Annotated in this window: 19 protein-coding genes; 8 read left to right on the top strand and 11 right to left on the bottom strand. The window is 56.2% G+C overall.

What is annotated here, in order from left to right; genetic code table 11:
- Window positions 1-9: 9 nt before the first annotated feature.
- Both FE782_RS27135 and FE782_RS27130 read right to left on the bottom strand, forming a co-directional pair.
- Window positions 10-1,599 (bottom strand): response regulator transcription factor, encoded by a 1,590-nt coding sequence (locus tag FE782_RS27135; RefSeq protein ID WP_138197500.1) that lies wholly within the window; start codon window positions 1,597-1,599, stop codon window positions 10-12.
- Window positions 1,577-3,412, bottom strand: coding sequence for a sensor histidine kinase (locus FE782_RS27130; RefSeq protein WP_158299575.1), 1,836 nt, complete (start codon window positions 3,410-3,412; stop codon window positions 1,577-1,579). Before FE782_RS27130 ends, FE782_RS27135 begins: the two co-directional genes overlap by 23 nt.
- A 213-nt stretch (window positions 3,413-3,625) precedes the next feature.
- Between FE782_RS27130 and FE782_RS27125 the strand changes: the two genes are divergently transcribed.
- From FE782_RS27125 to FE782_RS27110, 4 genes are all read left to right on the top strand, one after another.
- The gene (locus FE782_RS27125; RefSeq protein WP_158299574.1) at window positions 3,626-4,897 is read left to right on the top strand and encodes an ABC transporter substrate-binding protein; all 1,272 of its coding nucleotides are present in this window, start codon (window positions 3,626-3,628) and stop codon (window positions 4,895-4,897) included.
- A 105-nt stretch (window positions 4,898-5,002) separates the two neighbouring features.
- A complete protein-coding gene (locus tag FE782_RS27120; RefSeq protein ID WP_138197497.1) occupies window positions 5,003-5,848 on the top strand; it encodes a carbohydrate ABC transporter permease in 846 nt (281 codons plus the stop codon).
- Window positions 5,848-6,669 (top strand): carbohydrate ABC transporter permease, encoded by an 822-nt coding sequence (locus tag FE782_RS27115; protein WP_138197496.1) that lies wholly within the window; start codon window positions 5,848-5,850, stop codon window positions 6,667-6,669. Before FE782_RS27120 ends, FE782_RS27115 begins: the two co-directional genes overlap by 1 nt.
- A 3-nt stretch (window positions 6,670-6,672) precedes the next feature.
- Complete coding sequence (locus tag FE782_RS27110) at window positions 6,673-8,049, top strand: sulfatase family protein (protein WP_138197495.1); 1,377 nt, start codon at window positions 6,673-6,675, stop codon at window positions 8,047-8,049.
- A gap of 44 nt (window positions 8,050-8,093) precedes the next feature.
- Here FE782_RS27110 and pgmB read toward each other — a convergent pair whose 3' ends face one another.
- From pgmB to FE782_RS27070, 8 genes are all read right to left on the bottom strand, one after another.
- The gene (gene pgmB / locus FE782_RS27105) at window positions 8,094-8,774 is read right to left on the bottom strand and encodes a beta-phosphoglucomutase (RefSeq protein WP_138197494.1); all 681 of its coding nucleotides are present in this window, start codon (window positions 8,772-8,774) and stop codon (window positions 8,094-8,096) included.
- 15 nt (window positions 8,775-8,789) lie between these two features.
- Window positions 8,790-11,075 (bottom strand): glycoside hydrolase family 65 protein, encoded by a 2,286-nt coding sequence (locus FE782_RS27100; protein WP_138197493.1) that lies wholly within the window; start codon window positions 11,073-11,075, stop codon window positions 8,790-8,792.
- 12 nt (window positions 11,076-11,087) lie between these two features.
- Window positions 11,088-13,187 (bottom strand): amylo-alpha-1,6-glucosidase, encoded by a 2,100-nt coding sequence (locus FE782_RS27095; RefSeq protein ID WP_138197492.1) that lies wholly within the window; start codon window positions 13,185-13,187, stop codon window positions 11,088-11,090.
- A 31-nt stretch (window positions 13,188-13,218) separates the two neighbouring features.
- Window positions 13,219-14,055, bottom strand: coding sequence for a carbohydrate ABC transporter permease (locus FE782_RS27090; protein WP_138197491.1), 837 nt, complete (start codon window positions 14,053-14,055; stop codon window positions 13,219-13,221).
- Window positions 14,055-14,930: a carbohydrate ABC transporter permease gene (locus tag FE782_RS27085; protein ID WP_138197490.1), complete on the bottom strand. Its 876-nt coding sequence runs from the start codon at window positions 14,928-14,930 to the stop codon at window positions 14,055-14,057. The genes FE782_RS27090 and FE782_RS27085 overlap by 1 nt, the downstream gene beginning before the upstream one ends.
- Window positions 14,931-15,051: 121 nt before the next feature.
- The gene (locus FE782_RS27080) at window positions 15,052-16,320 is read right to left on the bottom strand and encodes a sugar ABC transporter substrate-binding protein (protein WP_138197489.1); all 1,269 of its coding nucleotides are present in this window, start codon (window positions 16,318-16,320) and stop codon (window positions 15,052-15,054) included.
- 120 nt (window positions 16,321-16,440) lie between these two features.
- Entirely contained in the window at window positions 16,441-17,982 is a 1,542-nt protein-coding gene (locus FE782_RS27075; protein ID WP_138197488.1) for a response regulator, read from the bottom strand.
- Entirely contained in the window at window positions 17,979-19,751 is a 1,773-nt protein-coding gene (locus tag FE782_RS27070) for a sensor histidine kinase (RefSeq protein ID WP_158299573.1), read from the bottom strand. The genes FE782_RS27075 and FE782_RS27070 overlap by 4 nt, the downstream gene beginning before the upstream one ends.
- 183 nt (window positions 19,752-19,934) lie before the next feature.
- On the opposite strand from FE782_RS27070, the gene FE782_RS27065 reads away from it, so the two are divergent.
- Genes FE782_RS27065 through FE782_RS27055 form a run of 3 tightly spaced genes read left to right on the top strand, consistent with a single transcriptional unit; the run spans window position 19,935 to window position 23,096 of the window.
- A complete protein-coding gene (locus FE782_RS27065) occupies window positions 19,935-22,064 on the top strand; it encodes an ABC transporter transmembrane domain-containing protein (RefSeq protein ID WP_238392679.1) in 2,130 nt (709 codons plus the stop codon).
- Window positions 22,061-22,588, top strand: coding sequence for a hypothetical protein (locus FE782_RS27060; protein WP_138197485.1), 528 nt, complete (start codon window positions 22,061-22,063; stop codon window positions 22,586-22,588). Before FE782_RS27065 ends, FE782_RS27060 begins: the two co-directional genes overlap by 4 nt.
- The gene (locus tag FE782_RS27055; RefSeq protein WP_138197484.1) at window positions 22,581-23,096 is read left to right on the top strand and encodes a hypothetical protein; all 516 of its coding nucleotides are present in this window, start codon (window positions 22,581-22,583) and stop codon (window positions 23,094-23,096) included. The genes FE782_RS27060 and FE782_RS27055 overlap by 8 nt, the downstream gene beginning before the upstream one ends.
- A 513-nt stretch (window positions 23,097-23,609) precedes the next feature.
- Here FE782_RS27055 and FE782_RS27050 read toward each other — a convergent pair.
- Window positions 23,610-24,227, bottom strand: coding sequence for a TetR/AcrR family transcriptional regulator (locus FE782_RS27050; RefSeq protein ID WP_138197483.1), 618 nt, complete (start codon window positions 24,225-24,227; stop codon window positions 23,610-23,612).
- A gap of 177 nt (window positions 24,228-24,404) precedes the next feature.
- On the opposite strand from FE782_RS27050, the gene FE782_RS27045 reads away from it, so the two are divergent.
- A complete protein-coding gene (locus tag FE782_RS27045) occupies window positions 24,405-25,163 on the top strand; it encodes an SDR family oxidoreductase (protein WP_138197482.1) in 759 nt (252 codons plus the stop codon).
- Window positions 25,164-25,326: the final 163 nt, after the last annotated feature.

Below are 25,326 nucleotides of genomic sequence, written 5' to 3'. Positions count from 1 at the left end.
AAGTCATTCCTACCTTGGGACGGCCCTTTTGCGATTCCGGTATTCCGTAGGAGTGACCCCCATCCGCTCCTTGAACACGGCGCAGTAATAGTTCGCGTTGTTAAACCCAAGCGCTCTGGCGATTTCGTTAACCTTCTTGTTGGTGCTTCGCAGCAGGTGGAGAGACTTATCGATTCGGACCCGGGTAACGTATTCGGAGAACACCTCGCCGGTTTCGTTGCGAAACAGACGGCCCATGTAGACGGCGTTGAAATGCATCTCTTGCGCAAGCGACTTTAGCGAAAAATTTTCATGATAATACCGGTCGATGTACGCGAGCAAATCCTTCGTCACCTTGCTTAGGCTGGACGCCTTCCGAGCTTCGATGGCCAGGACGGTCTTATCGGTCTTCAGCAGCAGCCAGTGAAGCAACCGTTCCATGTCATTGAACTCGTTGACCAGGTGCAGCAGTCGATGCTCGTCTTCAAACACCTGCGACGGCGCGACCCCTTCGGCGCGAAGAACCCGGAGCAAGGAAATCACGACTTCCAAAGCTACGAACCGAACGGAATGAGGATCCGCCTCTTCCCGGCCGAACCTATCGAAGCCGTCCCGGATGTACGCTACAAGCTCATCCCCTTTGCACTCGAGCGTCAACTCTTCGATAAGTCGGTAGTCCATCGACATGGCCGGCTTGTCCGGCGTCCGCTTCCGCTGAACCTCCTCGTAAAAGATAACGTCCCGCTCGTTGTAATACAGCCGCGCCGGCTGAGCGTCCAAAGCGTTCCGATAGGACTCATGCAGCAGCTTATAGCTGCTTACGGCATTCCCGACAGTCATCATCCAGCGAATTCCGGCGGGCTTCGCGGAGCGGTCATAGACGTTCTGCAAATCCCGTTGCATTCGCGCTTGGCCGGGCGCGCCGTTCCTAAGCATATAGATAACGACGACGCGTCCGGCGAAATCGATGAAAGGGATCGCCTGTGCGGGATCGATCGTCGATAGACACATCCGTTCGACCTCGCGAAGCATCTCAGGCGCCATCCACCGGCCGTCAGGATCGTCCGAGGAGAAGTCGATGACCGCGACTTGCGCGTCGGCGTCGGTTAGGCGCATATCCGGTTGGAACAGTTCCAGTTTATTCTTAAACTCATATGAGCTGATCTGTTGATGGACGATCCGATTCAAGACGTTATGCTTGATCATCTCTTTTCCTTCGATGTCGATGACGTGCCGCAGCTGCTCTGTCTCGAGCTTCTTGGTCACCTGGCGAACGGTTTGCTTTAACTCGTCTACGTTTACCGGCTTTAATAAGTAGTTCTCTACATGATACTGGATCGCTTCCTTCACATAGTCGAAGTCGTTATGACCGCTTAAGACGATAAACCGGGAGCGTACGCCCTTCGCATGCGCTTGCCGGATCAACTCGAGGCCGTCCATCACGGGCATGCGGATATCGCAGACAACGAGATCCGGCTGATGCTCCGTAATGTAACGGAATGCCTCCAGGCCGTTCGAAGCTTCTCCGCAAATCTCCAAACCGTACTCTTCCCAAGGAATGATGCGCTTCATGCCGGTGCGGATCGCAATCTCGTCGTCAACGATAAAAATCTGGTACAAGGACGTCCATCTCCTTCTTCATCATCGCAGGGATCGTGACTCGGACTCGGGTCCAGTAATGTTTCTTGCTGGCGATGGAAAGACCGTAAGGCTCGCCGAATAAGACGCGGATGCGTTGCTGCACGTTGCTTAGACCGATCTGGGAGGCTCCGTGCGCATGGTTCGTCTTCTCCTCGAGCACTCGCACCTGCAGCTCGTCCATCCCGATGCCGTTGTCGACGATATCGAAGACGATATGATGCTGATCGCGATATCCGCGGATCGACAATATGGAGCGCTGATCTTTATGGAATAAAGCGTGTTGGCTGGCGTTTTCGATGATCGGCTGCAGCAGCAGGATAGGGATCCCCAGCTCGTGTAGATCCTCGTCGACGTTCATTTTCACTTCTAATTGATCTTGATACCGGAACTGCATGAGATAAAGGTAAGAGGAAATATATTCGAGCTCTTCCTCCACCGTGATAATGTATTGCGTGGATCGGACCTTCCAATGGAATAATCGCCCTAGCGTATACAGCATATGCGAGATTTCTTGAGAGTCTTCCTCCACGGCCTTCATCCGGATCGATTCGATCGTGTTGAGCAGAAAGTGCGGGTTGATCTTGGACTGCAGGGAGGAAAGTTCGGCGCTTTTCGTTTTAATTTCCGCAAGGTAAACCATGTCGACATGTCCCTTCAAGCGCTCGCACATCCGATTGAAGGCGGCGGCCAGCTGCCCGATTTCATCCCGGCTCTCGTAGTGGACGCGGGCGTCGAAATTGCCCTTCTCGACCTGACGCATGGCCGATAACAGCCTCTTGATCCGATTCGCGATGTTCGTGGAGAATAGAGACGTGAGGGCAAGAACGATGACGACGCCGACGACGAAGATCGATAAGATTTGCCGGATGAGCATCTTCGTACTCGAGGTGATGGCGTTCTTCGGAGTCTGGACGACGATGGACAGACCATAGTCGCTAAGGTCGGCTTTATTCAGAATGTAGGTTTCTCCGCCTAAATCCGCTTCGTGCGCCGGCAATTTCGAGACTTGTTCGAGAAAAGGGTACGTGCTTCCGATCGCGTCGGTTTCGTTGCTGAACAGGACGGTGCCGTCGTTGAGCATGACGTACAAATCTGCGTCGCTCGTACCCGCAAAGCTTCGATAATGATTCATCACCTCGACGGAGGATAAATTGATAATATAACGACCGGTATGACGTATGTTCAATAAGTTGGTAAGATCGTATAGATTTCCCACATGCGAGATGACGGGGACGTCGCCCTCGAGAATATAGTCGAGATTGCCGCTTGGGTATTTGTGCATTCGCTTGTCTGAGGCATCCAATCGGCCGAGCGGCAAGTTGCCCACGAAGTCGTAGCCGAGGGATACCGAGCGCTTCGACGTGCTGAAGACGTCCTTATTGGAGTTGATCAATACGATATCGAGAATTTCTTTGTCCCACATAACGACCTTATTCAATTCACTGGTAATGCGGTTTTTAATGATATGCGGTTGGAAAGCGCTGTCATTTTTCCCCGACTCGACTAACATATCTACGACCGGCTGCGTGTTCGCGCCGGAATTGTAAAACCAAAATACGATATCCCGGATTTTACTGTATTGCTCGTCCACGTACTCGCTCATCTTGGTCGTAAGATCGTCCTGCCTGTCGATTTCGATTTCTACCATTTGTTCGTCGACATGATTCGTGATGATATAGATCGTGAGCAGCAGCGGGACGAGCATGATAGTGGAGTAGACGAGGACAAGCTTCAGCAAGAGAGCGTTCTTGAAGTATCGACTTGGAAAGCGAAATGCGAAGATGTTCCTCATAAGTCCCTCCAAGGTCGTTCTTGTTGAAGCCATTGTACCTTGAGATCGGAAGCGGAATCAATCCGAAATCGCAGGGCTGCGAGGACTATGGGGAATTCGTTTAATTGTTGTAGCAAAAGTAGGATTATTTGTCTTGAGCCGGATCGCGAAAGCGCTACAATTAATATTGTAAACGCTGTCAAAAACAGTTGTCACCTTAAGGGGGATACGCACGTGAAGAAGTGGCTTACCGGTGTAGCAAGCAGTATTCTGGCGTTAGGAGTCCTTGCCGGATGCGGCGGAGGGACGGAACCGGCCGGCGGAAACGGCGGCTCGGACTCGGGCAACTCCAACGAGAAGGTCGAAATATCTTTCTTGTATCAAATGGACGATAAGCGCACGCAGCCGTATTGGGACGAGTTGATCGCCGACTTCGAATCGAAAAATCCGAACATCAAGATCAAGGGAATGTCTTATCCCGACGTCGCGAAGAAAGGCGATTACATTAAGACGTTGTATGCCACGGGGCAGCTGCCGGACGTGACGTTAGCCGGTCTAGAAGACATCAAACTGATCGACGGCGTGTTTATGGAAGTTCCCGAGAATATCGTTTCCCTCTTCGACGAGAACGCGCTCTCCAAGCGCGACGGAAAGGTGTATACGCTGCCGACGGCAAAGTACATCATGCTCGATATGTTCTATAACACGGAAATTTTTAAGAAATACAACCTGACGCCTCCGAAGACATGGGCGGAATTCCTTGCACTCTGCCAAACCCTGAAGGATAACGGAATGAATCCGATGGTCGAAGCGGGGCAAGGCGTTTCCGGATATATCCTGCACAATCCGATGATGACAGTCATGTTGAACGAGATCGCGAACGACTATCCGCAGAAGCTCGTCTCGGGCGAGCTGAAGTTCAACGGCCCCGAAATCGCAGAGATCGCGACTAGATTCCAGGAGCTGTGGAACAAAGGGTATTACCAAGAGGGCTCCCTCTCGTTCACGGCGCCGCAGAAGGAAGAAGCTTTCATGAAGGGATCGGCGGCTATGGTCGTCGACGGGCAATTCAACGCCGCGAAATACGCGGAAGGCAGCAACTTCGAAGTAGGCTGGTTCCCGCTCCCGGCGGTGAATTCCGCGGACACGTATCCGGTCATGTATGGCGACGATGTAGGCGTTAGCGCCGAATCGAAGCATCCGGAAGCCGATTGGAAGCTGGTCGAGTACTTATTCTCTAGCGACGTATACCGAAGCCTCATCGCGCCGATGAGCGCGACGCATACGACGAAAGAAGCAATCACTTACGAACAGAACTATCTTTCGACGAGCATGAACGAGATCTCTTCGCAGCTGAAGCCGCTCACCTCGTTCATGAAGATCGAATCGTTCCCGTCCGGAACGACCGAGGCGTTCCGCAGCACCGCGCAGGAAATCGCCTATGGCGCGGACGTGCAAAAATCGCTGGACCAATTGGAAAACAAATTTAGACAATTGCTCGAATAACGAATGTGAATAGAAACGATCGTCACTCCGGTAGCGAGGGTCTTCGGACCCTCCTTCCGGAATATAGGAAAGCGGGTGGAGGTCATCGCAAGGAAGGTCTCTTTTTTGTTTATACTACCGGCTTTAGTCGCCTTCTGCTTTGTCCGGATCGTTCCGATGCTTAAGGCGTTCTATTTCAGTTTTACGGATTGGGACGGGTATTCCGACGACGTCAAGTTTATCGGCTTCAAAAACTTCGTCAGGCTGTTTCAAGATCCTACGGTCGGGAACTCGGTCGTCGTAACGCTCATCTTCGTAATTTCGTCCGTATTGGTCATTAACGCGTTCGCCGTCCTCTTCGCCGTACTGCTGAAGGCCGCAGGTCCTCTGACCGGAATGTATCGCAGCGTCTTCTTCTTGCCGATCGTCGTCAGCCCGGTCGCCGTCGCCTTCATCTGGCGATCGATGTATTCTTACGACGGGCTGTTGAATTACCTGCTTCATGCGTTGCAGATTACCACGCAGCATATCGGATGGTTGACGGATACGAAGCTTGCGCTGCTTTCCGTCATTATCGTTAATATTTGGCGCAACACCGGGTTTCATATGGTGATCATCCTTGCCGCTCTGATGACGATCCCGAAAGAATTGTACGAAGCATCCGACATCGATGGCTGCAACGCTTGGCAGAAGTTCAAATCCGTAACGCTCCCGCTTCTGACGCCAGGACTGACGGTGAGCGTCATTTTGGCGACGATCGGCAGCTTGAAGCAATACGATCTCGTGGCGGTGCTGACGGGCGGCGGACCGGTCAACTCGACCCAGGTACTGTCGATTAAGATTATTCAGGACGCGTTCCGTTACAACGAGAGCGGGTATGCTTCGGCGATTTCCTTTGTGTTGTTGTTCGGCATCCTCACAGTGACGATCCTTCAACATTGGATACTAAAGAAGAAAGAAGTGGAGTACTAATGAGACGGGCGATGGCCGTTGCCAAACACAGCTTTACGACCTTGTTCGTTTTGATCACCCTCGTACCCTTATATAGCGTCATCATTAATTCGGTGAAATCTTCCGGGGATATTATCTCGACGCCGTTCCGCATCACGACACCTACGTTGGATAATTTTAAACACGTGTTCGGGGCGCAGAACAACGTTCTCCAGATGTACGGCAACTCGATTACGATTACCGGCATTTCGTTGTTTTTCATCCTGCTCCTCGCCCCGATGGCGGGGTACTACATTGCCAGAAGCCCGTCGCGGTGGACGTCCGTGCTGCTGATTTTCTTTATGACGGGCATCATGATTCCGGACGAAGTGACCATTATCCCCTTGGTCGATATGTTCGTGCAGATGAAGCTCGTCGGGAAGCTGTACGGCATGATCTTGTTTTATATCGGCGCCAAGCTGGCCGTATCCATCTTCTTGTACATGAAGTTTATTTCCACGATTCCGGCGGAGCTGGAGGAATCGGCGGTCATCGACGGGGCGAAGCCGTTCCGGATTTTCTGGCAGGTGATCTACCCGTTGCTGACGCCGTGTACGGCGACGTTGGTCGTATTCGTCGGGATGCATATTTGGAACGACTTCTTGATGCCGTTGTACTTGCTGCAAGGCTCGGGCGCGAGAACGATTACTGTAGGTATCTTCTCGGCGATCGGCGATTACAGCGAAAACTGGGGTCATATCTTCGCCTGGGTCGTGGCGGCGTCGGCGCCTATTTTGATTTTATTCCTTATGGCGCAGCGGTTCTTTATCGATGGACTGACCGCCGGTGCCGTGAAAGGGTAACGCATGATGAAGCCGAATATTTTGTTCGTTATGACGGATCAGCTGCGCGCGGACGCTCTCGGGAAGACGGGGGGCTGGGTGCGTACTCCGAATCTCGATCGGCTTGCGGCGGAGGGGATGCTGTTCGGCGGGTGCGTGACGAACGCGCCCGTTTGCATTCCCGCAAGAGTGTCTCTGGCCACCGGCTTGTACCCGCATCAGACAGGGGTGTGGGGAAATATGGAATACGACCTCCCCGTCCGCAGCGATACTTGGATGCAAGCCATCCGCAATCAAGGCTATCGAACTTCTATCATCGGCAAGACGCATCTTCATCGTCATAAGGGGGACCTTCGGGACCGCGAATCTTTTATGCATGCCTATGGATTCGACGACGTGAACGAAATCGGTGGCCCAAGGGCCAGTATGCATGTCGGAAGCCAAATGACCGACGAATGGAAGAAGGCGGGGCAATGGGATCGGTACATTCAGGATTATGAGGAGCGCTTCGCAGACAAGCCCTATACGGCTAAACCGTCCGTATTGCCATTAGAGCTGTATGCCGATGTGTACGTCGGAACGAAGGCGAAGGAATACCTCCGGGACTATGCGCATGATCAGCCTTGGTTTTGCATGGTCAGCTTCGGAGGTCCGCATGAACCTTGGGATACTCCGGAACCTTACGCGAGTTTGTACGATCCTTCGGAGATGCCGCTTCCCATTCCGAGAACGGAGGCCGAAGGCGCGCGTCCCAACGGATATTTGGATTTTTTGTTCAAAGATCCTGCGCATTCCCCCGCCGCAACCCCGGAGGAAATCGCGGCCATGAGGGCGAATTATGCAGGGAACGTCACGTTAATCGATGAACAAATCGGCGGCATTCTCGAGGTGTTGGAGGCAAGAGGGGTTCTCGATCGGACGGTCATCCTGTTTACTTCGGACCATGGAGAGATGAACGGGGATCACGGACTGATTTATAAGGAAAGCTTCTTAAACAGCGCCGTGCGCGTGCCGCTTCTGATCTGGACGCCTCATATCCGCAAGAGCCGCCATGCGGGAACCGTCTACCCCGGATTGGTCGAGCTGATCGACGTCGGACCTACCCTTTGCGAGTTGGCCGGGACGGCACTGCATTACCCGCAATGCGGGAAATCGTTGGTCCCCGTTCTAGAAGCGCCGGAATCGACGCACAGGGAAGACGCGCTCGTCGAAATTCACGGCGAAGCGATGCTGCAGACCAGCGAGTGGAAACTGGCGGTAAACGCGGAGGGCGCCCCCTATTTGCTATTCTCGCTGCAAGAGGACCCGACCGAGCAGCGGAATTTGGTCGACCTGCCGGATTTCCGGCATATCGTCGAGGCTCTTATGCGTAGAGTGTCGGAGAGAAGAGGTAATTTATAGAAAAACAGGACACCTCGGTGGTGTCCTGTTTTTCTATAACCTTTTTACGCCTTCCTTTTCCGCTCCCAAGCTTCCCGCACCCGCTCCACGGTCAATTCCCCGGTGGAAGGCAGCACCAGATCGGCCTCGGGGAACGCCGCGGCGTCTCCGATCGCGATCGACGCCATATTCGCGGCGCGAATCGCCTCCACGCCGGCGACCGCATCCTCCACGCCGACGCAAGCTTCCGGTTCTACGCCCAACAGCTCCGCCGCCTTCAGGAACACTTCCGGATCCGGCTTCGAGTTGCGAATCTGCGCCGCATCCACGATGCAATCGAACCGGTCGTTCATCCGCAAATTGTCGATGACGGTGAAGGCGTTCTTGCTGGCGGAGGCGATCGCCGTCTTTACGCCGCGCCGCTTCAGCTCGTCGAGCAGCTCCGGAATGCCGGGCAGCGCGTCCTGCGGCGTAATCTCCATGATGAGCCGCTTGTACAGCTCGTTCTTGCGCGTCGCCAGCGCCTCCAATTGCTCTTCCGTAAAGCGCAGCGGCTCCTTCGATAAGCTTAACAACAGGCGAAGGGACTCCATGCGGGAGACGCCCTTCAAGTTCTCGTTGAATGATCTCGTGAAAGGCAGCCCGAGCTCGTCGCCGATCGCCTTCCACGCGAGGTAATGATGCTCCGCCGTATCCGTAATGACGCCGTCCAAGTCGAAGACGACGGCTTTCAGCGATGGGTTCATGTTCTTGCCGCTCCTTTAGGATTGAATCGCTTGCACGTAGGCCTTCCCCGGCTCCAACGCAATGTCTCGATCGTACAGACGCACCTGCAGCGCGTCCCCTTCCGAAAGCGTCAACTGCGCTTCGGCTTTCGTGATGCGGACGTCGATCGTTCGGCCTTTGTATTGAATCTTAAATTCGTAGCGGTCCCACGCGGCAGGGATGGCCGGCGCGAGCGCCAAATGCGTGTCCTTGATCCGTACCCCGGCGAAGCCGAACACGATCGCCATCCACGTTCCGCCCATATTGGCGAGATGCAAGCCGTCCTTCGTATTTCCATGCGTATTGTCCAAGTCCAGCCGAGCGGTTTCCTTGAAGTAATCGTAGGCTTTCTCCGCGTATCCGACCTTCGAGGCCATAATGCTGAAAATGCAAGTGGACAACGACGAATCATGCGTCGTGATTTTCTCGTAGTAGTCGTACGAGCTGCGGATCGTGTCGAGGCGCTGCTCGTCCTCGAGCAGGAAGTGGGCGAGAACGGTATCCGCCTGCTTGCACACCTGATAACGATAAATCGTTAACGGATGGTAGTGCAGCAGAAGCGGGTAATGTTCTTCCGGCGTATTGTCGAAATCCCATACTTGCTTGCGAAGGAACGTGTCGTCCTGCGGGTTGATGTCGAGCGCTTCGTCATACGGGAGCAGCATCGCTTCCGCGGCGCGATCCCAACCAAGAATTTCCTCTTCGGTTACGCCGAGTTTCTCGGCCAACGCGCCGAATCGATCGGCGTCCAACCGCGACAGCGTCCGGCAGCTTCGAGCGGCCCAGCGCAAATTGTGTTTCGCCATCGCGTTCGTGTAATAGTTGTTGTCGACGCAGCAGGTGTATTCGTCCGGACCGGTCACTTCGTCGATATGGAACGCGCCGTCGTAGTAGTGGCCAATCTCGATCCACAGCCGCGCCGTCTCGATCAACACTTCCGCGCCGTATTGCCATAGGAAATCGTTGTCTTCCGTCGCCATATAATATTGAGAATAACTGTACGCGATATCCGCGCTGATATGATATTGCGCCGTGCCGGAGGGGAAGAAGGACGAGCATTCCGTACCGGAAATCGTTCTCCACGGGTACAGCGCGCCTTGCTTATGTCCCATCTCTCTCGCTCGCGCTCTCGCGAAATCCAGAATCCCATGGCGGTAAATCAGCAGCTGCTTCGCGATGGCCGGCTGCGTCATTAAGAAGACCGGGAACATATAGATTTCCGTATCCCAGAAGTAATGACCCTCGTAGCCCTCGCCGGTCAACCCCTTGGCGGCGATGTTGCTGTGCGCGTCTTGGCCCGCCGATTGGAGCAATTGGTACAGGTTAAAGCGGATGCCCTCCTGCAGGCGGGCGTCGTCGCCGATGACGATGTCGGACCGCTTCCAGAAGTCGGCGACGTACGCGCGCTGCCGCGCGAGCTGCTCGGAGAACGGTGCGCTCGCCGCTTCGGAGGCGATGCGAAGGCCGGCCGACAGCGGATCGGCGCCGTGGCGCAGCGTATCCGTATAGATGTTCCGCTTCGTGAAGAAGAGCGGCCGGCCGCCGTCGAACCGGGCCGTGTACATGACGGATCGCTCGTCCGCCGCGCGCTCGACCGCGATCGCGTCGGAATGCGAATACGCGGTCGCGCAGCTCATTCGCAGCCCCGACGCGGACGTCTCGTCGACGACATAGTCGACGTCCTGCGCCGTGCCGCTCGATACGGTGCGCAGCAGCTTCGCGTGGCCCGACGCGACGCGCGGGTCGTTCGCCGCCGTATAATTTTCCACGTCGCCGTTAATCGTAGAAACAATCGTAATCGGACCCTGTACGGAAATCGGCTCGATCTCGATATGAATCGCGAACAATTCGCGCACAGCGAACGAGACGAGACGCGTGAACGAGACTTTCAGCTCTTGCCCTTCCGGGGACACCCAATGCACCGAACGGACGGCGGATCCGGCGTCCATGTTCAGCGCGCGCTCGAAGGAGCGCACCGTTCCCGTAAACAAACTGAACGGCTCCCGCTTGTCGCCGACAAGGATCGTGACGGATTGCGCGTCGATGCCGTTGACCAGCTTCTGCTGCGTGCCGGGGAAGCCGTGCAGCTTCTCCCCGTACGGGATCGTAATGACGTCATGGAACGCGTTCAAGTACGTCCCGCGGATGCTGTTCATCCCGGGCGCGTACCCTTCCTCGAAATTGCCTCGAACGCCGATATATCCGTTTCCTAACGCGAAGATGCTTTCGTTATTTAAGAGCTCCGCCTGCGTAAGCTCTGCGCTTCGAATCGACCAAGACATGCTCGTCACTCCTCAAGATGGCGAAAATATTTCGGTCGTCAGACCGGTGGTATTGGACAAAATGTCCGCATGAATCGCAGCGGGGTCCTCTGCGTCGCGGGCGAGACGAACGCTTATTGTCCCTCGGCCGACCGTTACGTTATGGACGGTCAGCTCGTCCAGCTCCGGAGGCAGAACGGGCCGCAGTCGCAGCGTGCCGGCTAAGGCATCGGGATCGAGCCCGAGCATCGCCTGCACCATGACGAAGGCGGTCGCTCCCGACCAAGCCTGCGGCGAGCAGGTCGTCGGATACGGCACGACGCCGTCCGACGCCGATGCGTCGTAGCCGCAGAACAGCTCCGGAAGGCGATCGCCGGGAAACTGGCGCGCCGCCTGCAGCAAGCCCGATACGACGCGCATCGCTTCCGCGGAACGGCCTTGCCGGGCCATGCCCAGCACGATCATGCCGTTGTCGTGCGGCCATACGCTGCCGTTATGATAGCTCATCGGATAATAGCCGGTGGACGACGTACTCATGGTGCGAATGCCGTAGCCGGAGAACATATCCTCTTCTAGCAGCCGCCGGGCCACGGCTTGCGCGCGAGAGGCGTCCAAGATGCCCGTCAGCAGCAGATGTCCGGGGTTGGACGTCAGCGAGCGGACTTGGTTCCCGTTCTGGTCCAACGCGATGCAATAGAACCCTTCTTCTTCCATCCAGAAGCAACGTTCGAACTGCTCTCGGAGCCTTACCGCTTCCGATTTCAGCCGTCCGGCGCGTTCCGCGTCGCCCATGGCTTCGTAGATGCCGGAAAGTCCGCGCTTCGCGGCGTAGACGTACCCTTGCACTTCCGCCAGCGCGATCGGCGAAGCGGCATACCGGCCGTTCCGGTGAACGATCGAGTTGGCGGAATCTTTCCAGCCTTGATTGGGAAAGCCTTCGCTCGCCTCCTGCCGGTAGGTCAGGAACCGCGACTCGCTGCTCGCCGAATGCGCGTCGATCCACCGGAGCGCGGCGTCGATCGAAGCTTGCAGCTCCGTTACGATCGACGTGTCGCCGGTCCAACGGACGTACTCGACGAGCAGAATGAGGAAGAGCGGCGTCGAATCGACTCCGCCATAGTAGGGGGAGAAGGGCGACTGGTTCGTATTCGCCAGCTCCCCGAACCGAATTTCATGCATGATTTTCCCCGGTTCCTCGTCGCGCCAAGGGTCGTGCTTCGCGCCTTGATAGGCCGCGAGCGTCCGCAGCGTGCCGACGGCATGGGACGGATGGAGCGGCAGCATGAACAGGGAGGTAATCAAGCTGTCGCGGCCGAACGGGGTGGCGAACCACGGCAAGCCGGCCACCGGGATGGCGCCGTGGCCGATATCGTCTTGCAGCATCCGCAAATCCTGCAGGCTGCGGCGGAAGAGACGGTCGAATCGATCGTTCGACGAGGCCGCGGCGCTATTGCTCGCGCTCCATTGCGCGTAGGACGCATCCAGCTTCTGCAGCGCTTCGTCGAACGAATACAACGACGGAGCCGCTTGCTCTCCGATCGCCGGGATCGCATACAGATGAATGGATTTCGTCTGCCGCGGCTCCAGCTCGAAGGAGAAGCTTACTCGCTTACCGCTCTCGGTAACGGCGGCGGACTCGTCGTCCCAAGCGAGCGTCGTCCGCCGATGCAGATCGTCCTTCCCGAGGTAGCGGAGCGCGACGGATCGACGTTCGACGAAGGGCTCCAGCGCGTGCCCGACTTCCCCGGTCCGATACTTGCGCACGAGGAACATATCTTGAAAGTCGGCGTCCAGAAGGAACGACAGCTCGACTTGATTGTTTTCGAGATAATAATTCGTTACGGCGAGCCGTTCGTAGAAGACGCCTTCGTAGAGGAACGATTCTCTTCGGATTTCGATCGCGCCGCGATCCTTCGTCTCCTTCATTAACGTTCGGGACAATACATAACTCTTGCTCGTATCCGTCCCTAACAGGGCCGGCCGTTCGCGATCGACCGACAGCTGCAGCCGGCTTAAGAAGCGAGTATCCTTCCAGTACAAGCCGTGGCCTTGCTCCGTATCCGGAACGAGATCGCCCCGTTCGTCGCTGACGTAAAACAACGGTCCTTCTTTGATCGCTTGTTGTCCGTTCATGATGATCTTCCCCAATCTGATTTCCCGATCTTTATTTCACCGCGCCGGCCGCAATGCCCTTAATAATGTACTTCTGAGCGAACGCGTAGAACAGTACGATCGGAACGATCGTCAGCGTCAAGCCGGCCATCGCTTGGTTCCATACGATCGTAAATTCGCCGAAGAAATAGAAGGTGGACAGCTGAATCGTGCGCAAGCCCTTATCGGACAGCACGAGGGACGGCAGCAAGTAATCGTTCCAAGAAGAGATGACGTCCAGAATCGCGACGGTGACGGTGATCGTCTTGAGCAGCGGGAACACGATTCTCCAGAATACGCCGAATTTCGTGCAGCCGTCCAAGATGGCGGCTTCCTCCAAGGCGATCGGGATGGATTTCATAAAGCCGTGGTACAAAAATACGGCGATTCCGGCGTGGAACCCGATATTCATGAAGATCAGGCCCTCGTGCGTGTTCAGCATCGGAATGTGCAAGTTCGTCCGGATCCAGTCCATGACCTGCATTAAGGGCATCATTAACGTCTGGAACGGAATCAACATCGTAGCGACGAACGACAGGAAGATGACCTTGCTGAGCGCATGGTCCTGCCGAACTAACATCCAAGCCGTCATCGAAGACAGCACGATGACGAATACGACGGTGGCCAGGGTGACGTAAAGCGAGTTGCCGAATACGGTGAAGAAATTCATCTTGGAGACGGCGCTGGCGTAATATTCGAAGCTGAAGGAGGACGGAAGCGCGAGCGCGTTCTCGTACAGCTCCGACCGCGTCTTGAACGAGTTGACGAGCATAATGTAGATCGGCGACAGGAAAGCTAGTGCAAGGACCGCGATCAATACGGAAACAACCGTCTTGGCCGTATGTTTCATTACATTTGCACCTCTTTCCGCTTCGTGATAACGACTTGCGTCAAAGTAACGGCGGCGACGACGATAAAGAAGACGATCGCTTTCGCTTGGCCTAAGCCGTAATTGCCGTAACCGAATATTTCATTGAAAATATTCATCGCGAACAGCTCCGTCGTATGCATCGGACCGCCGTTCGTCAGCGACAGGTTAACGTCGTAAATTTTGAACGCGCCGGAGAGGGTCAGGAACAAGCAAATCGTGAACGAAGGCATCAAGAGAGGGAACACGATGCGAGTGAGGCGGTACCACAGATTCGCTCCGTCGACTTTCGCCGCTTCCATCACCTCTTCCGAAATGCCGTTGATGCCTGCGATATAAATAATCATCGTGTAGCCGGCCATTTGCCAAGTGAAGACGATCACGAGGGCGTACAAAGCGAATTCGGGGTTAATGAGCCAGTTAAAGAAGACGGAATCCATCCCGGTGCTGGCCCCGATCTGCTTGAAGCCGTCCGTGAAGATGAACTTCCAGATGTAACCTAAAATCAGACCCCCGATCAAGTTCGGCATGAAGATCAACGTCCGGGCCAGATTGCTGGTCTTAAAGCCCGCAGTCACGATCAGCGAGAACAGCAGCCCGAAGACGTTCACGGAGATTAACGCCAGCACCGTGAACTTCAGCGTGTTCCAAGCGGACGTTAAGAATCGTTCGTCCTGAAAGAGGGTCGCGTAGTTATCCAACCCGACGAACACTTTCGGATTGGCCGGAATGCCGTCCCAACTAATGAAGGAATAGGCGATTCCGATGATGAACGGAATAATGACAACGGTTATGAAAATTAAGAGCAATGGCACCGTAAAGACGGCGTACCACACTCGATCCATCTTTTTATTCATCGCAGGTCACCTTCTATCGATTTAGTCTGATCGAGCCCCGATCCCGATATAGAAGAAAGCCTAACATCATGATAGAGTTAGGCTTTCCGTATTCCTTATCGATCCCGATGCCGAATTCCGTTTATTTTGCCGCTTTCGCCCAAACCTGGTCTAAATTCTGGAGATATTGCTCAGGCGTCATGCTGTTGTCCAGGAAAAACGCGGACGTGACAGGCGCCAAGTCGTTCACGATAATGCCTTGCGGGAACAGGTTGAGCGCCCACGGAATCGTCTCGCCCGATTGCGTCGCGTCGTACACGACTTGAGAGAGCGGATCGAGATTGAGGCTTTCCGCTTCGATCGTCGTGATCGCCGGGATGAAGCCGAATTCGTTCACGATCGTGTTCTTGCCCGTCTCGCTCGTGATCATCCAGTTCAGGAACGCGTTCGCGGCTTCGATCTGTTCGGCGGAAGCCGTATTGTTGATAACCCAGCCCGCCGGGATGTCGACTGCGATCTTCTTGTTGCCGCCGATCGGCAGCGCCATCATGCCGACGTTCACGTCGTCATAATCCGCGAGCATGCCGTAGCTCCAGTTGCCTTGGTGAACCATCGCGGTTTTCCCGGTCGCGAGGTCGCCCATTTGGCTGTCGTACGTAACTTCCATCGGATTCGTCGCGTGCGTGCGAATCGCTTCCATGATTTGCGCGAACTCTTGGAATTCCTTCGTGTCGGCCATCTTCACTTCGCCTTTATTCAGCTGCTCGAGGAACGCGGCCGGATCCGGTTGAAGCGCGAACGGCGTGTTGATGATGTGGCCGATGAGGAAGTACGCCTCTTGCGACAGGCTGAAGCCGTTGACGCCTTCGGCTTTGAACTTCTCCAGCGCGCCGGCGAAGGACGCGACGTCGGTGATCGTAGCCGGGTCGACCATATCTTGGTTGTAGACGACGCCGAAGCCTTCGACGCCCGTCGGTACGCCGACGACCTTGCCGTCGATCTCGAGCGCCATGTTCGGCGCGATGTTCTTGACGTACTCCTCGTTGCTCATGTCGTAGTAGTACGAGGAGAACTTCTGGGCTTCCGCGCCCGGCGCGACGGAGAAAATCGTCGGACCTTCGTTCGCGGCCAGCTTCGTCTGCAGCTGCGTAATGTACGCGTCGCCGGCGGAGCCCCATACCTCGACTTCGTTGCCCGTTTCTTCCTTGTATTTTTCCGCGAGCGCCTCGAGCGGCTCCGCGATTTCGACCTTGCTTTGGAACAACGAAATTTTCGCGAGCTGCTCGGTTCCCGCTGCCCCGCCGTTCGGCTCGGTCGCTTCGTTGCCGCCTCCGTTGCCGCCGCATGCGGCTACCGCAAGCGCGAGAACGCTGATGGAAACCGCTCCTATAAACTTCTTGGATCGTTTCATGGTCTTACCCCCAATGGATGTGTATTGGCGTATCATGCGCCATTGACAGGTTTATTATATTTTTTCGCCGACGCCGACCACAGGGGATATCCTCGCGTAAATAAGTAAAATTTGAATCTTTTATTTACGCTCCTTCCTGAATTGGGTCGGAGAGGCGCCGTAGTGTTTGCGGAACACCTTGCCGAAATAATTGTCGTCCTCGTACCCGACGGTCCTGGCGATGTCTTGTACGGGGAGCTCGGTATGCCGAAGGAGCGCCGCGGCCTTCTCCATCCTCGATTGCGTTAAATAATTGATGACCGTGACGTTGTACATTTCCTTGAACCGCTTCGATAAGTACTGCGGGCTGAAATGAAACCGCTCCGCCAGCGAGGACAGCGTAATGTCCTCGTTCAGATGATCGGCGATGTAATGCTTGACGGCCGAGATCGTATGTATCGTCGACGCGTCCTCGTTCGCGTTGTCGATAATGCTCTGGAACATCGAGATCAACGTGCGCTCCCACTCCTGCAGGTCCGACAACCATAGCGGCATGGCTTCGAGCGGCGCTTGCTCGCGCAATTGATGATGAATGCGCATGAACAGCAGGTTCGCTTCCACAGAGTAATGCTGCAGCTCCTTGACGGGAACGACTTCCTTCGAACGCAAGGTTTCCGCGAATTGACGTACGAGCTGCCGAATCCGAACCTTATCGCGATTGCGGATCGCCTCGAGCAGCAGCATCTCGTGATCCATGAAGCTTAGGAACGGCTTCGGTTCTCCGGCTTTCTCCGTTGGCCCGAATATATTCGCGTGTAGTATTTCCGACTTTGCCGTTTTTAACGAGGTTTGGAGCTGTCCCGCCGTACCCGGCTGACGGGAGACGCCCGAGATCGTGCGCAGCCGTAACGCTTGCTCCCAAGCGTCGGCGATGCGCTTGCGATAAAACTCCAATTCGGCCTCGTCGAGCTCGGCCTGGAGCAGCACGACGAAGAACGAATCGTAGGAAAAACCGTAATACGGACCGACGTGCTGTACGATATCCCGCAGCACGTTTTTTACGGAAAACAGGAAGAGCGATTCATCGCCGAGGTAATAGCGTTCGATGACGTGATTTCCGTTGATCGGCAAATATACGAGCGTGAAAAAAGGGCTCTCCGTCAGCCCGACGTCATGGAGGAGCTGGAGCACGCCTTCTTCGTGGATCGGGTCGGCTTGCAGGTAGGCCGCCATCTTCTGTTCGTTGAAGAGGGAATCGGCTTCCTTCAACCGATAGTTCTTGTGGATATCCTCCGTCCGGAGATGTCGGCTTTCCTTGATCGATTCCACGGCTTTCGCGACGACCCGATCCAAGTCGTCGATCTTGAACGGCTTCAGCAAATAGTCGACCCCGCTGGCCAGCAGCGTCGCTCTGGCGTAGCGAAACTCCTGATACCCGCTCAGTACGATCACCTTGGCGTTCCAGCCCTCTTCCCGCAGCAGCTCTAAGAACCGAGGTCCGTCCATTCTCGGCATGCTCATATCGCAAATAATAAGGTCCGGATCTTCGCGTCGGACGAGCTCCATGGCGCTGACTCCGTCCTCGGCCATGAGAATGCTCCGAATGCCGTAGGCTTCCCAGTCGATCGCGAGCTCTACGCCTTCTCTTACATGCTCTTCGTCATCCACGATCAATACTTTCATCGATGAGGCTCTCCGTTTCTTGGAATGAATAACGTCACGATCGTCCTGGCGTAAGGCTCGCTTCGAATGTCCCAGTCGAAGGAGTCGCCGTAATACAGCTGCAGCCGCGTCAATACGTTCGTCAAGCCGATGCCGACGCGCTGCTCCTCCACCGGATTTTGGTTCCGGTACCGATGCCGGATCGCTTGGATCTCTTCAGGGGTAAAGCCTTTGCCGTTGTCGATGACGCGAATGCGCAGCTCGGCATCGCTCAGCTCGATGTCCGCTTGAATTTCGCCGTAGCCCGTCCCCTTTTCCAACCCGTGCACGATACTGTTCTCCACTAGAGGCTGCAAAATCATCTTCGGCATCCGGATGTCGTAGGCTTCTTCGGGGCAAGAGACGGCGTACGTCAATTTGTTTTTGAAGCGGCCCATCTGCAGCGAGGCATAATGCGCGACATGATCCAGCTCCTCCTTTAAGTAAACCACTTCCGTATCGATATCCATGCTGTAACGGAAGAGCGCTCCGAATTCCGCCAATCGATCGCTGACTTCTCTGGCATGGTTCTTGATCGCCAGCGTCCCGATGGATTGCAGGGTGTTATAGAAGAAGTGGGGATTGATTTGCGCCTGCAGCATCTTCAATCTCGCGTGCGACAGCTCCAGTTGGTGGCGGTATTGCTTGTTCCACAGCCGGTCCAACTCGAGGGCCATCTCGTGGAAGCGTTCCTCTAACAGATCCAACTCGTCCGGCGCGAGGTTGCGTTTCGGGGCTTTGAGATTGAAGTCCCCCATCTGCAGCCGCTTGATATTCTGAAGAAGCCGCTCCACCCGATGCAAGATAATATACGAGATGAAAGCGGCCATCGCGCCGACGAGAACGACGGCCCCGATTTGGACCGCGAGCGACCGTCCGAGCGCCGTGGACCTTGCTTCGTCGATGACGGATTGGGGCACGAACTTCACGAGCGTGACGGGCAGATCGTACGACACGTCTCGGTAGTAAATATAGGTGCCCTCGGGTTTGAGGAGAGATCCCTTCGTAACGCCCTCCCGTCCTGCGGACTGCTCCCGCAGCGCGCCGACCCAGTCCAGTTCGGCTTCGTCCGAACCCGCCGGAGCGTACAGGAGCTCGAGGTCGTCTTGGATAAATACGTAGATGGAGCTCGCCTGCGACGTCGTCAACGCGCTTACCCGCTCGCGAACTTGCGTATCCTGCACGTCGAAAGTGGTGAGTCCGATCGTGTCGCGCGTGGTGATGTCGAGAAAATATCGATTGACGCGCAGCCTTCGCTCCTGATTGATGCGCGTCACCTGGAATTCGCGCTTCAGTTCGTCGTGAGGGCGCGACAATCTCTGGCCGCGGAAGTCCGGAATTTGAACCCGGGAGCTGTAGTCGGTACCGATATTGAATTGCTTGTTCGTTAACGCGCTCTTATAGGACACGGACCCGATCTCCATATATCTAGCGAAGACGCGTTCCAGCTGCTGAGTGATATATACGGACTCCGCCGGGGTCTGCACCTCTTCGGAAGACAAGATCCTGTTCAGCGCGGGATCGCTGTAATAGGCGAGACCGAGCAACGATAGATCGTGAAAATATTCGTGAAGGCCGGCCGCCGTAATCGCCATCGAATTTTGGTTCAATTCGACGAGCTGCTCGTTGATGGCCTTCCCCGTGATCTGATAGGAAATATAGTTCGATAAGATGAACGGGACGATCGTGGCGACCAGCAAACTGATCAAGATTTTCGTAAAGATGCTGCGCTTGACCAACAACAAGCTCATTCGCTCCCTGCCGTGGATTATTGCTGTTATTGTAAAGCGCTCTTTCCTTGCAATGCAAACGCCGGGGAGCGCGTACGTAGTATTCGCCGATGCAGGCGATCGCATCCGAGGTTAACAGACTCCTATCGCCATGGTAAGATGGAAGAACTATGAAAAATTAACTAGGATGTGAGCCTCTTGTTCGTGTTTCGCTTCGCGCTTCGGCTTTGCCGTCCGTACTGGGGCTCGCTGCTGCTCATCGCGGCTTGCATCGTCGTCGAGACGGCTTATGTCGCCGTCTCTCCGCTCAGCTTCCAATATTTAATCGACGACGCCTTCCCGGCGAAAGACGCCGGCCTGTTTGCGTTGGTCTTGACGCTGCTCGTCATCGGCGGCGCCTTCTATCTCGGCGCGGGGATCGTCAGCGATCGCCGGTTGGCGAAGGTGAACGAACAAGCCGTGTACGATTTGCGCGCGCAGCTCTTCCGGCACATCGCCGGGCAATCGGAGGACTTCCATCGACGGTTCGACCAGGGCTCGCTGACGAATCGGCTGACCTCGGACGTCTCGGCCGTCGATCGCACCATATCCGGCGTGCTTCCGCGAACGTTCCGAGAGCTCTTGGCGCTGCTGATCGGGCTAAGCTTGTTGTTCCATCTGGAGTGGAAGCTGGCGCTCGCGATGATCGCCGGCTTCGTCCTGCTGTTCGCGAGTCCTTACGTGCTGCAGAGGAAAGCCGAACGCAGCTCGGAGCGCTACCGGGAGGAAAACGACGCGTATATCGGCATCATCGACGAAGTGTTGAAAGGCCGGCGCGTCGTGAAGGGGATGAATGCCGCCGCGTATATCCTCGGAAGAGTGGAACGCCGGTTGGCATCCTTACAGACGGCCGGCATCCGGGTTACGTTCGTGTATGCCTTGCTCGACCGTATTCCGCAGTCTGCCTTCTTGGCGCTGAACGCGGCCATGATCGGCTTCGGCGGGACCCTCATTTTCCAAGACCAGTTATCGGTCGGCTCGTTCATCGCGTTCTTTACCATCTTCTTGAGCGCCGGGCAATCCGTCTCGTCGCTGTCGCAAGTCATCCCGAGCTTAATCGAGGCCGGCGTCAGCTTCCGGCGCATCGCCGAAGTGCTGCAGTACCGTTCCCCGCTCGCGCGGCCGAGCGAGCCGAAGCCGTTCGAAGGGGTCCGCGAAGGGTTCCGGTTTCGCGACGTCGCTTTCGGCTACGACGAGCACGCGCTCGCGCTGGACGGCGTCACGCTCGCGATCCCGGCCGGCGGCATGACCGCGTTCGTCGGGCAGAGCGGCTCCGGGAAGAGCACGGCGCTGCAGCTGCTCCTTCGCTTCTACGATCCGAAGCGGGGATCGATCGAAGTCGACGGCATCGATCTGCGGGAGCTGAGCGAAACCGACTATCGGCGGCATACCGGCGTCGTCTTTCAAGATTCTTTCTTATTTAACGGCACGGTATATGAAAATATTAGTCTATCGCGTCCCGGCGTCGCCGAGTCCGATGTGCGCGCCGCGGCCGAAGCCGCTCGCATCCACGAGCTTATCGAGCGGATGCCCGAGGGGTATGCGACGCTGGTGAAGGATTTCGGCGGCAACTTCTCCGGCGGCCAACGGCAGCGCATCGCGATCGCCCGCGCGTTGATCGGCTCCCCTCGTCTGCTCGTTCTCGACGAAATTACGTCGGCGCTGGATCCGTCGACGGAGGCCGAGATCAACGAGCTGATCGAGAGCTTCCGGGGGGAGCGGACGATCGTAACGGTCACGCATCGCCTCGCTTCCGTGACGAATGCAGACCTCATCGTCGTGTTTCGAAACGGAACCGTCGCCGAGACCGGAACCCATCGCGAACTGCTCGCGCGCGGCGGCCTGTACGCGGAGATGTGGGAGAAGCAGCACGGGTTCGTATTGTCGGGCGACGGCTTCCAGGCGAAGGTCGAGGGGGAGAGGCTGTCGAGGCTGCCGTTCTTCCGGGGCATCCCGTTCGAGCAGCTGGACTCGATGTCCGACCGGTTCGTCACCGAGAAATACGATGCCGGCCATACGGTCGTTCGCGAGAACGATCCGGGCGACAAGTTTTACATTATCGTGCGCGGCCGCGTCTCTGTCGAGAAGGCCGGCGTTCGCGTGGCGGTGTTGGAGGACGGAGATTACTTCGGCGAGATCGCCTTGCTGAAGGACATCCCGCGTACGGCCGACATCGTAACGGTCAAGCCGACCGTGCTGCTGTCGCTGCGTCGGGAGCAGCTGCTGGAGCTGACCGCCGCGTATCCGTCCATTCGCGAGGTGCTGGAACGAACGTTAAAGGAGCGGATGAAATGATCGAGATCGTGACATGCGGCGACGACGACGAACGGTGGGACGAATATTTCCTGCTGGTAATGGAGCATTATGCCGAGCTGACGCTGCCTTATGGTTTCCCGGTCGCCTTCAGCTTTATCGGGAATCCGATCGTCGCAGGCGATGCGCTGCTCGTTCGCGATGCCGACGGCCGCGCGAAGGGGGCTCTCGGATTTACCTTCTCGGACGAGGGGGACGGCATGCCGTCCGCCGCGCGCATCTGCCAAGCGGAAGCTTTGGTACTGCGGAAGGAAGCCCGCGACGCTTCGACGTATTACCGGCTGCTTCAAGCGTTCTCCGACTACTTGGCCGAATGGGCGCCGGAGACGGAGACGATTCGGTTCTGGTCGCCGGCCGATCGGTCCGATCTGCGCAAGCTGTTCGGCAAGAGCTGCCGCCTCGTCAAGACGAGCGAGAAGGAGTACGGTCGCATCGATCTGTTCGAGACGGAACCGGCCGCTCTCGCGCGGTTTACGATGCGACGGGGAGGGGGACGGCATGAGTAAAGAGCTCTGCGGCTATATTTGCCGAGAAGATTCCGATTTCAGCCGGTGCATGACGTTCCTTCTGGAGACGAGGCGGACGGCGGACCCCGGGCTTCGGACGGAGGACGCCTACGCCGCGATGCTCCGCGTGCTCACGTACGGTGCGTTGTTTCGCGTCGAAGACGAGCGGGGGGAGATCGCCGGACTCGCCGGCTACACCATAGGCTCTCCTCATCAGGAATACGAGGATCGCGAGGTGGCCTATGTCGAATATTGTCTGGCCCCGGTTTCGCGCCACGGGACTTCGTTTTTCCTGAAGGGCCTCGGGATGCTAGTTCGAACGATCCAGGAGAGGCATGCGGACGTCGAATGGCTGTCGTTAGCGGCGGCGGAGGACCATCCCCGGAATAACCGTCTATACTCGAAGTTCGCCCGGCGGATCGGGCGGATCGAGCATCCCCGGATGAGCATGAACGTATATGCCGCTCCGATAGAGGATGTGGCGAAATATACGGCCAAATTCGATTGACAGCCGTTGGACGATCGAATAGTATGGAAGCAATAGGAAAAAAGGAGGGATTTATTGTGGTAATCATGCCTTCGTGGACCAAGAAAGAATCCGGTATTCGTCTCGGCAGCAAGTCCGATCCGAAAAATATTTCCTCGAACAACGATAAGCGCGCTTAATGTTCTCATCTAAGTTTTAATTAGAGAATGCTCCCGGCCTTGCGGTCGCGGGGCATTTTTTCGTTATATCGGAAAGCTCTAATTGGTCATGCCGGACTTGGCCCCGATTCCGGAGACACGAGCATGGGCAAGCCGTTTGTACTAGCGAGATGCAAAACTGCAGGTATTTGGGTGGAAAAGGGATGGGAAATGACGAATACCTGCGAAAGTACACCTATTCGGAGAGCGTTGGCTTCTTGAAGCGCAAAATAGTTGCATTTTTGCAGGTATTTTGCGGACCGGGCAATGCAGAGGAATCATTACCTGTACTTATGCAGGCGCGCTAATCCGCTAGGTCTCCTCCTGCTCGGGTTTGTCACGGAGCGGGCTTTTCCCTGTTTCTGTTCGGGGCCGTCTTAATGCGCGTCGGACGACGGGTCACGATCTTCATGAGCTGCTCTTGCATATAGGAGGCCGGATGGACGTATCCGCTCTCGATCCAATGGAAGAGAAGTCCGATCAGCGCATGATTGGAGTAGATGGCGCTCAGCTCCGGATCGATGTCGGGATCCTCGTGCACGAACTCGTGACGGACCAAGTCCTTCAGGGAAGCGAACATCTTCTCGCGCAGGACCGGCAGCGCGTCGCTTCGGGTCAAGAGCGAATACAGGTGCGCGTTCTTGTGGACATGCTCGAAAATTTTGACGGAGTTCGCGTGCAGTTCGCTAATGTGAAAGGAGCTCGCATGTTCGTACGGCGCTCGGAACGCTTGAACGAGATCCTTCAATAACTCCGAGATGACGTCGTCGAGGAGAGCTTCCTTGTTGGCATAGTTCGCATAGAACGTTCCGCGGTTGTACTTCGCTTGTTTCACGATATCGGTGATCGAGATGGAGGCGAACGATCGTTGCGACATGAGATGGAGAAGAGCGTCGCGTAAGGCCGCTTTGCTGCGGACGATTCTTGGATCTAGCTTGGAGCCGGAGTCGCTCATACCTATCCTTCCTATTCCTGTGCAAGATAACGTACAGTTCCTCGCGTTTTGTCGGGTAGTCGACATTCGAAGCGATTTTACTGATTGTAACGCTTTCCTGTGATTTATTATACTTGAGTTAACACATGTATGCTAACCGACATGTGTTCATTCTCTCATGAAAGCAGGTACGTAGAAATGAGACTATCCGGGAAAGTCGCCGTCGTTACGGGAGCCGCGTCGGGCATGGGGAAATCGATCGCGGAGCTGTTCGCCGCGGAAGGGGCGAAGGTCGTCGTGTCGGATCTCAACCTCGAGAATGCCGGCCAAGTCGTTCGGGACATCGAGGCGCGCGGCGGAAGCGCCTTGGCGGTTCAGGCGAACGTCGCGGTCGAAGAGGACGTGCAGCGCATGTTCGACGCCGCGACGAGCGCATTCGGAACGGTTGATATATTGGTGAACAACGCCGGAATTATGGACAACTTCGTTCCTGCGGGGGACCTTACGGACGATCTATGGGAGAGAGTGTTCGCGGTCAATACGACGGGGCCGATGCGGACGACGCGGAAGGCGCTGTCGATCTTCACGGCGAAGAAGCAAGGCGTCATCGTCAACATCGCCTCCGCGGGCGGCTTGTTCGGATCGCGCGCGGGCGCCGCGTACACCGCTTCGAAGCATGCCGTCGTCGGTTTCACGAAGAGCGTCGGTTTCCAATATGCGCCGCTCGGCATTCGCTGCAACGCGATCGCGCCGGGGGGCGTGAAGACGGGGATCGGCGCCTCGATGATGGCGCCGAACGCGTTCGGGGCGGAACGAGCGATGGCCGGAATGGGCATCAACCCGCGCGTAGGCGAGCCGGAAGAAATCGCGAAGGTGGCATTGTTCTTGGCATCGGACGAGTCGAGCTTCGTCAACGGAACGACGGTGACGGCCGACGCGGGTTGGACGGCGTATTAATTTCATAGCGTCATCATGTTAAGGCACTGTCACGACTCGTGGCAGTGCCTTTTTCTCCGTCCGCCTGCTCTTAAACTCCGGGGAATATTACCCTAAATCATGAGATTATCGTCTGTTTTTTACTGTCCGCGCGCTTTTATAATGGGGGTGAGAGACGGAGCGA

The sequence above is a fragment of the Paenibacillus antri genome, from assembly GCF_005765165.1.
In the GTDB taxonomy this organism is placed as follows: Bacteria; Bacillota; Bacilli; order Paenibacillales; family YIM-B00363; genus Paenibacillus_AE; species Paenibacillus_AE antri.
The sequence above is the reverse complement of the archived record's forward strand: the minus strand, read 5'-3'. Positions and strand labels throughout refer to the sequence as shown.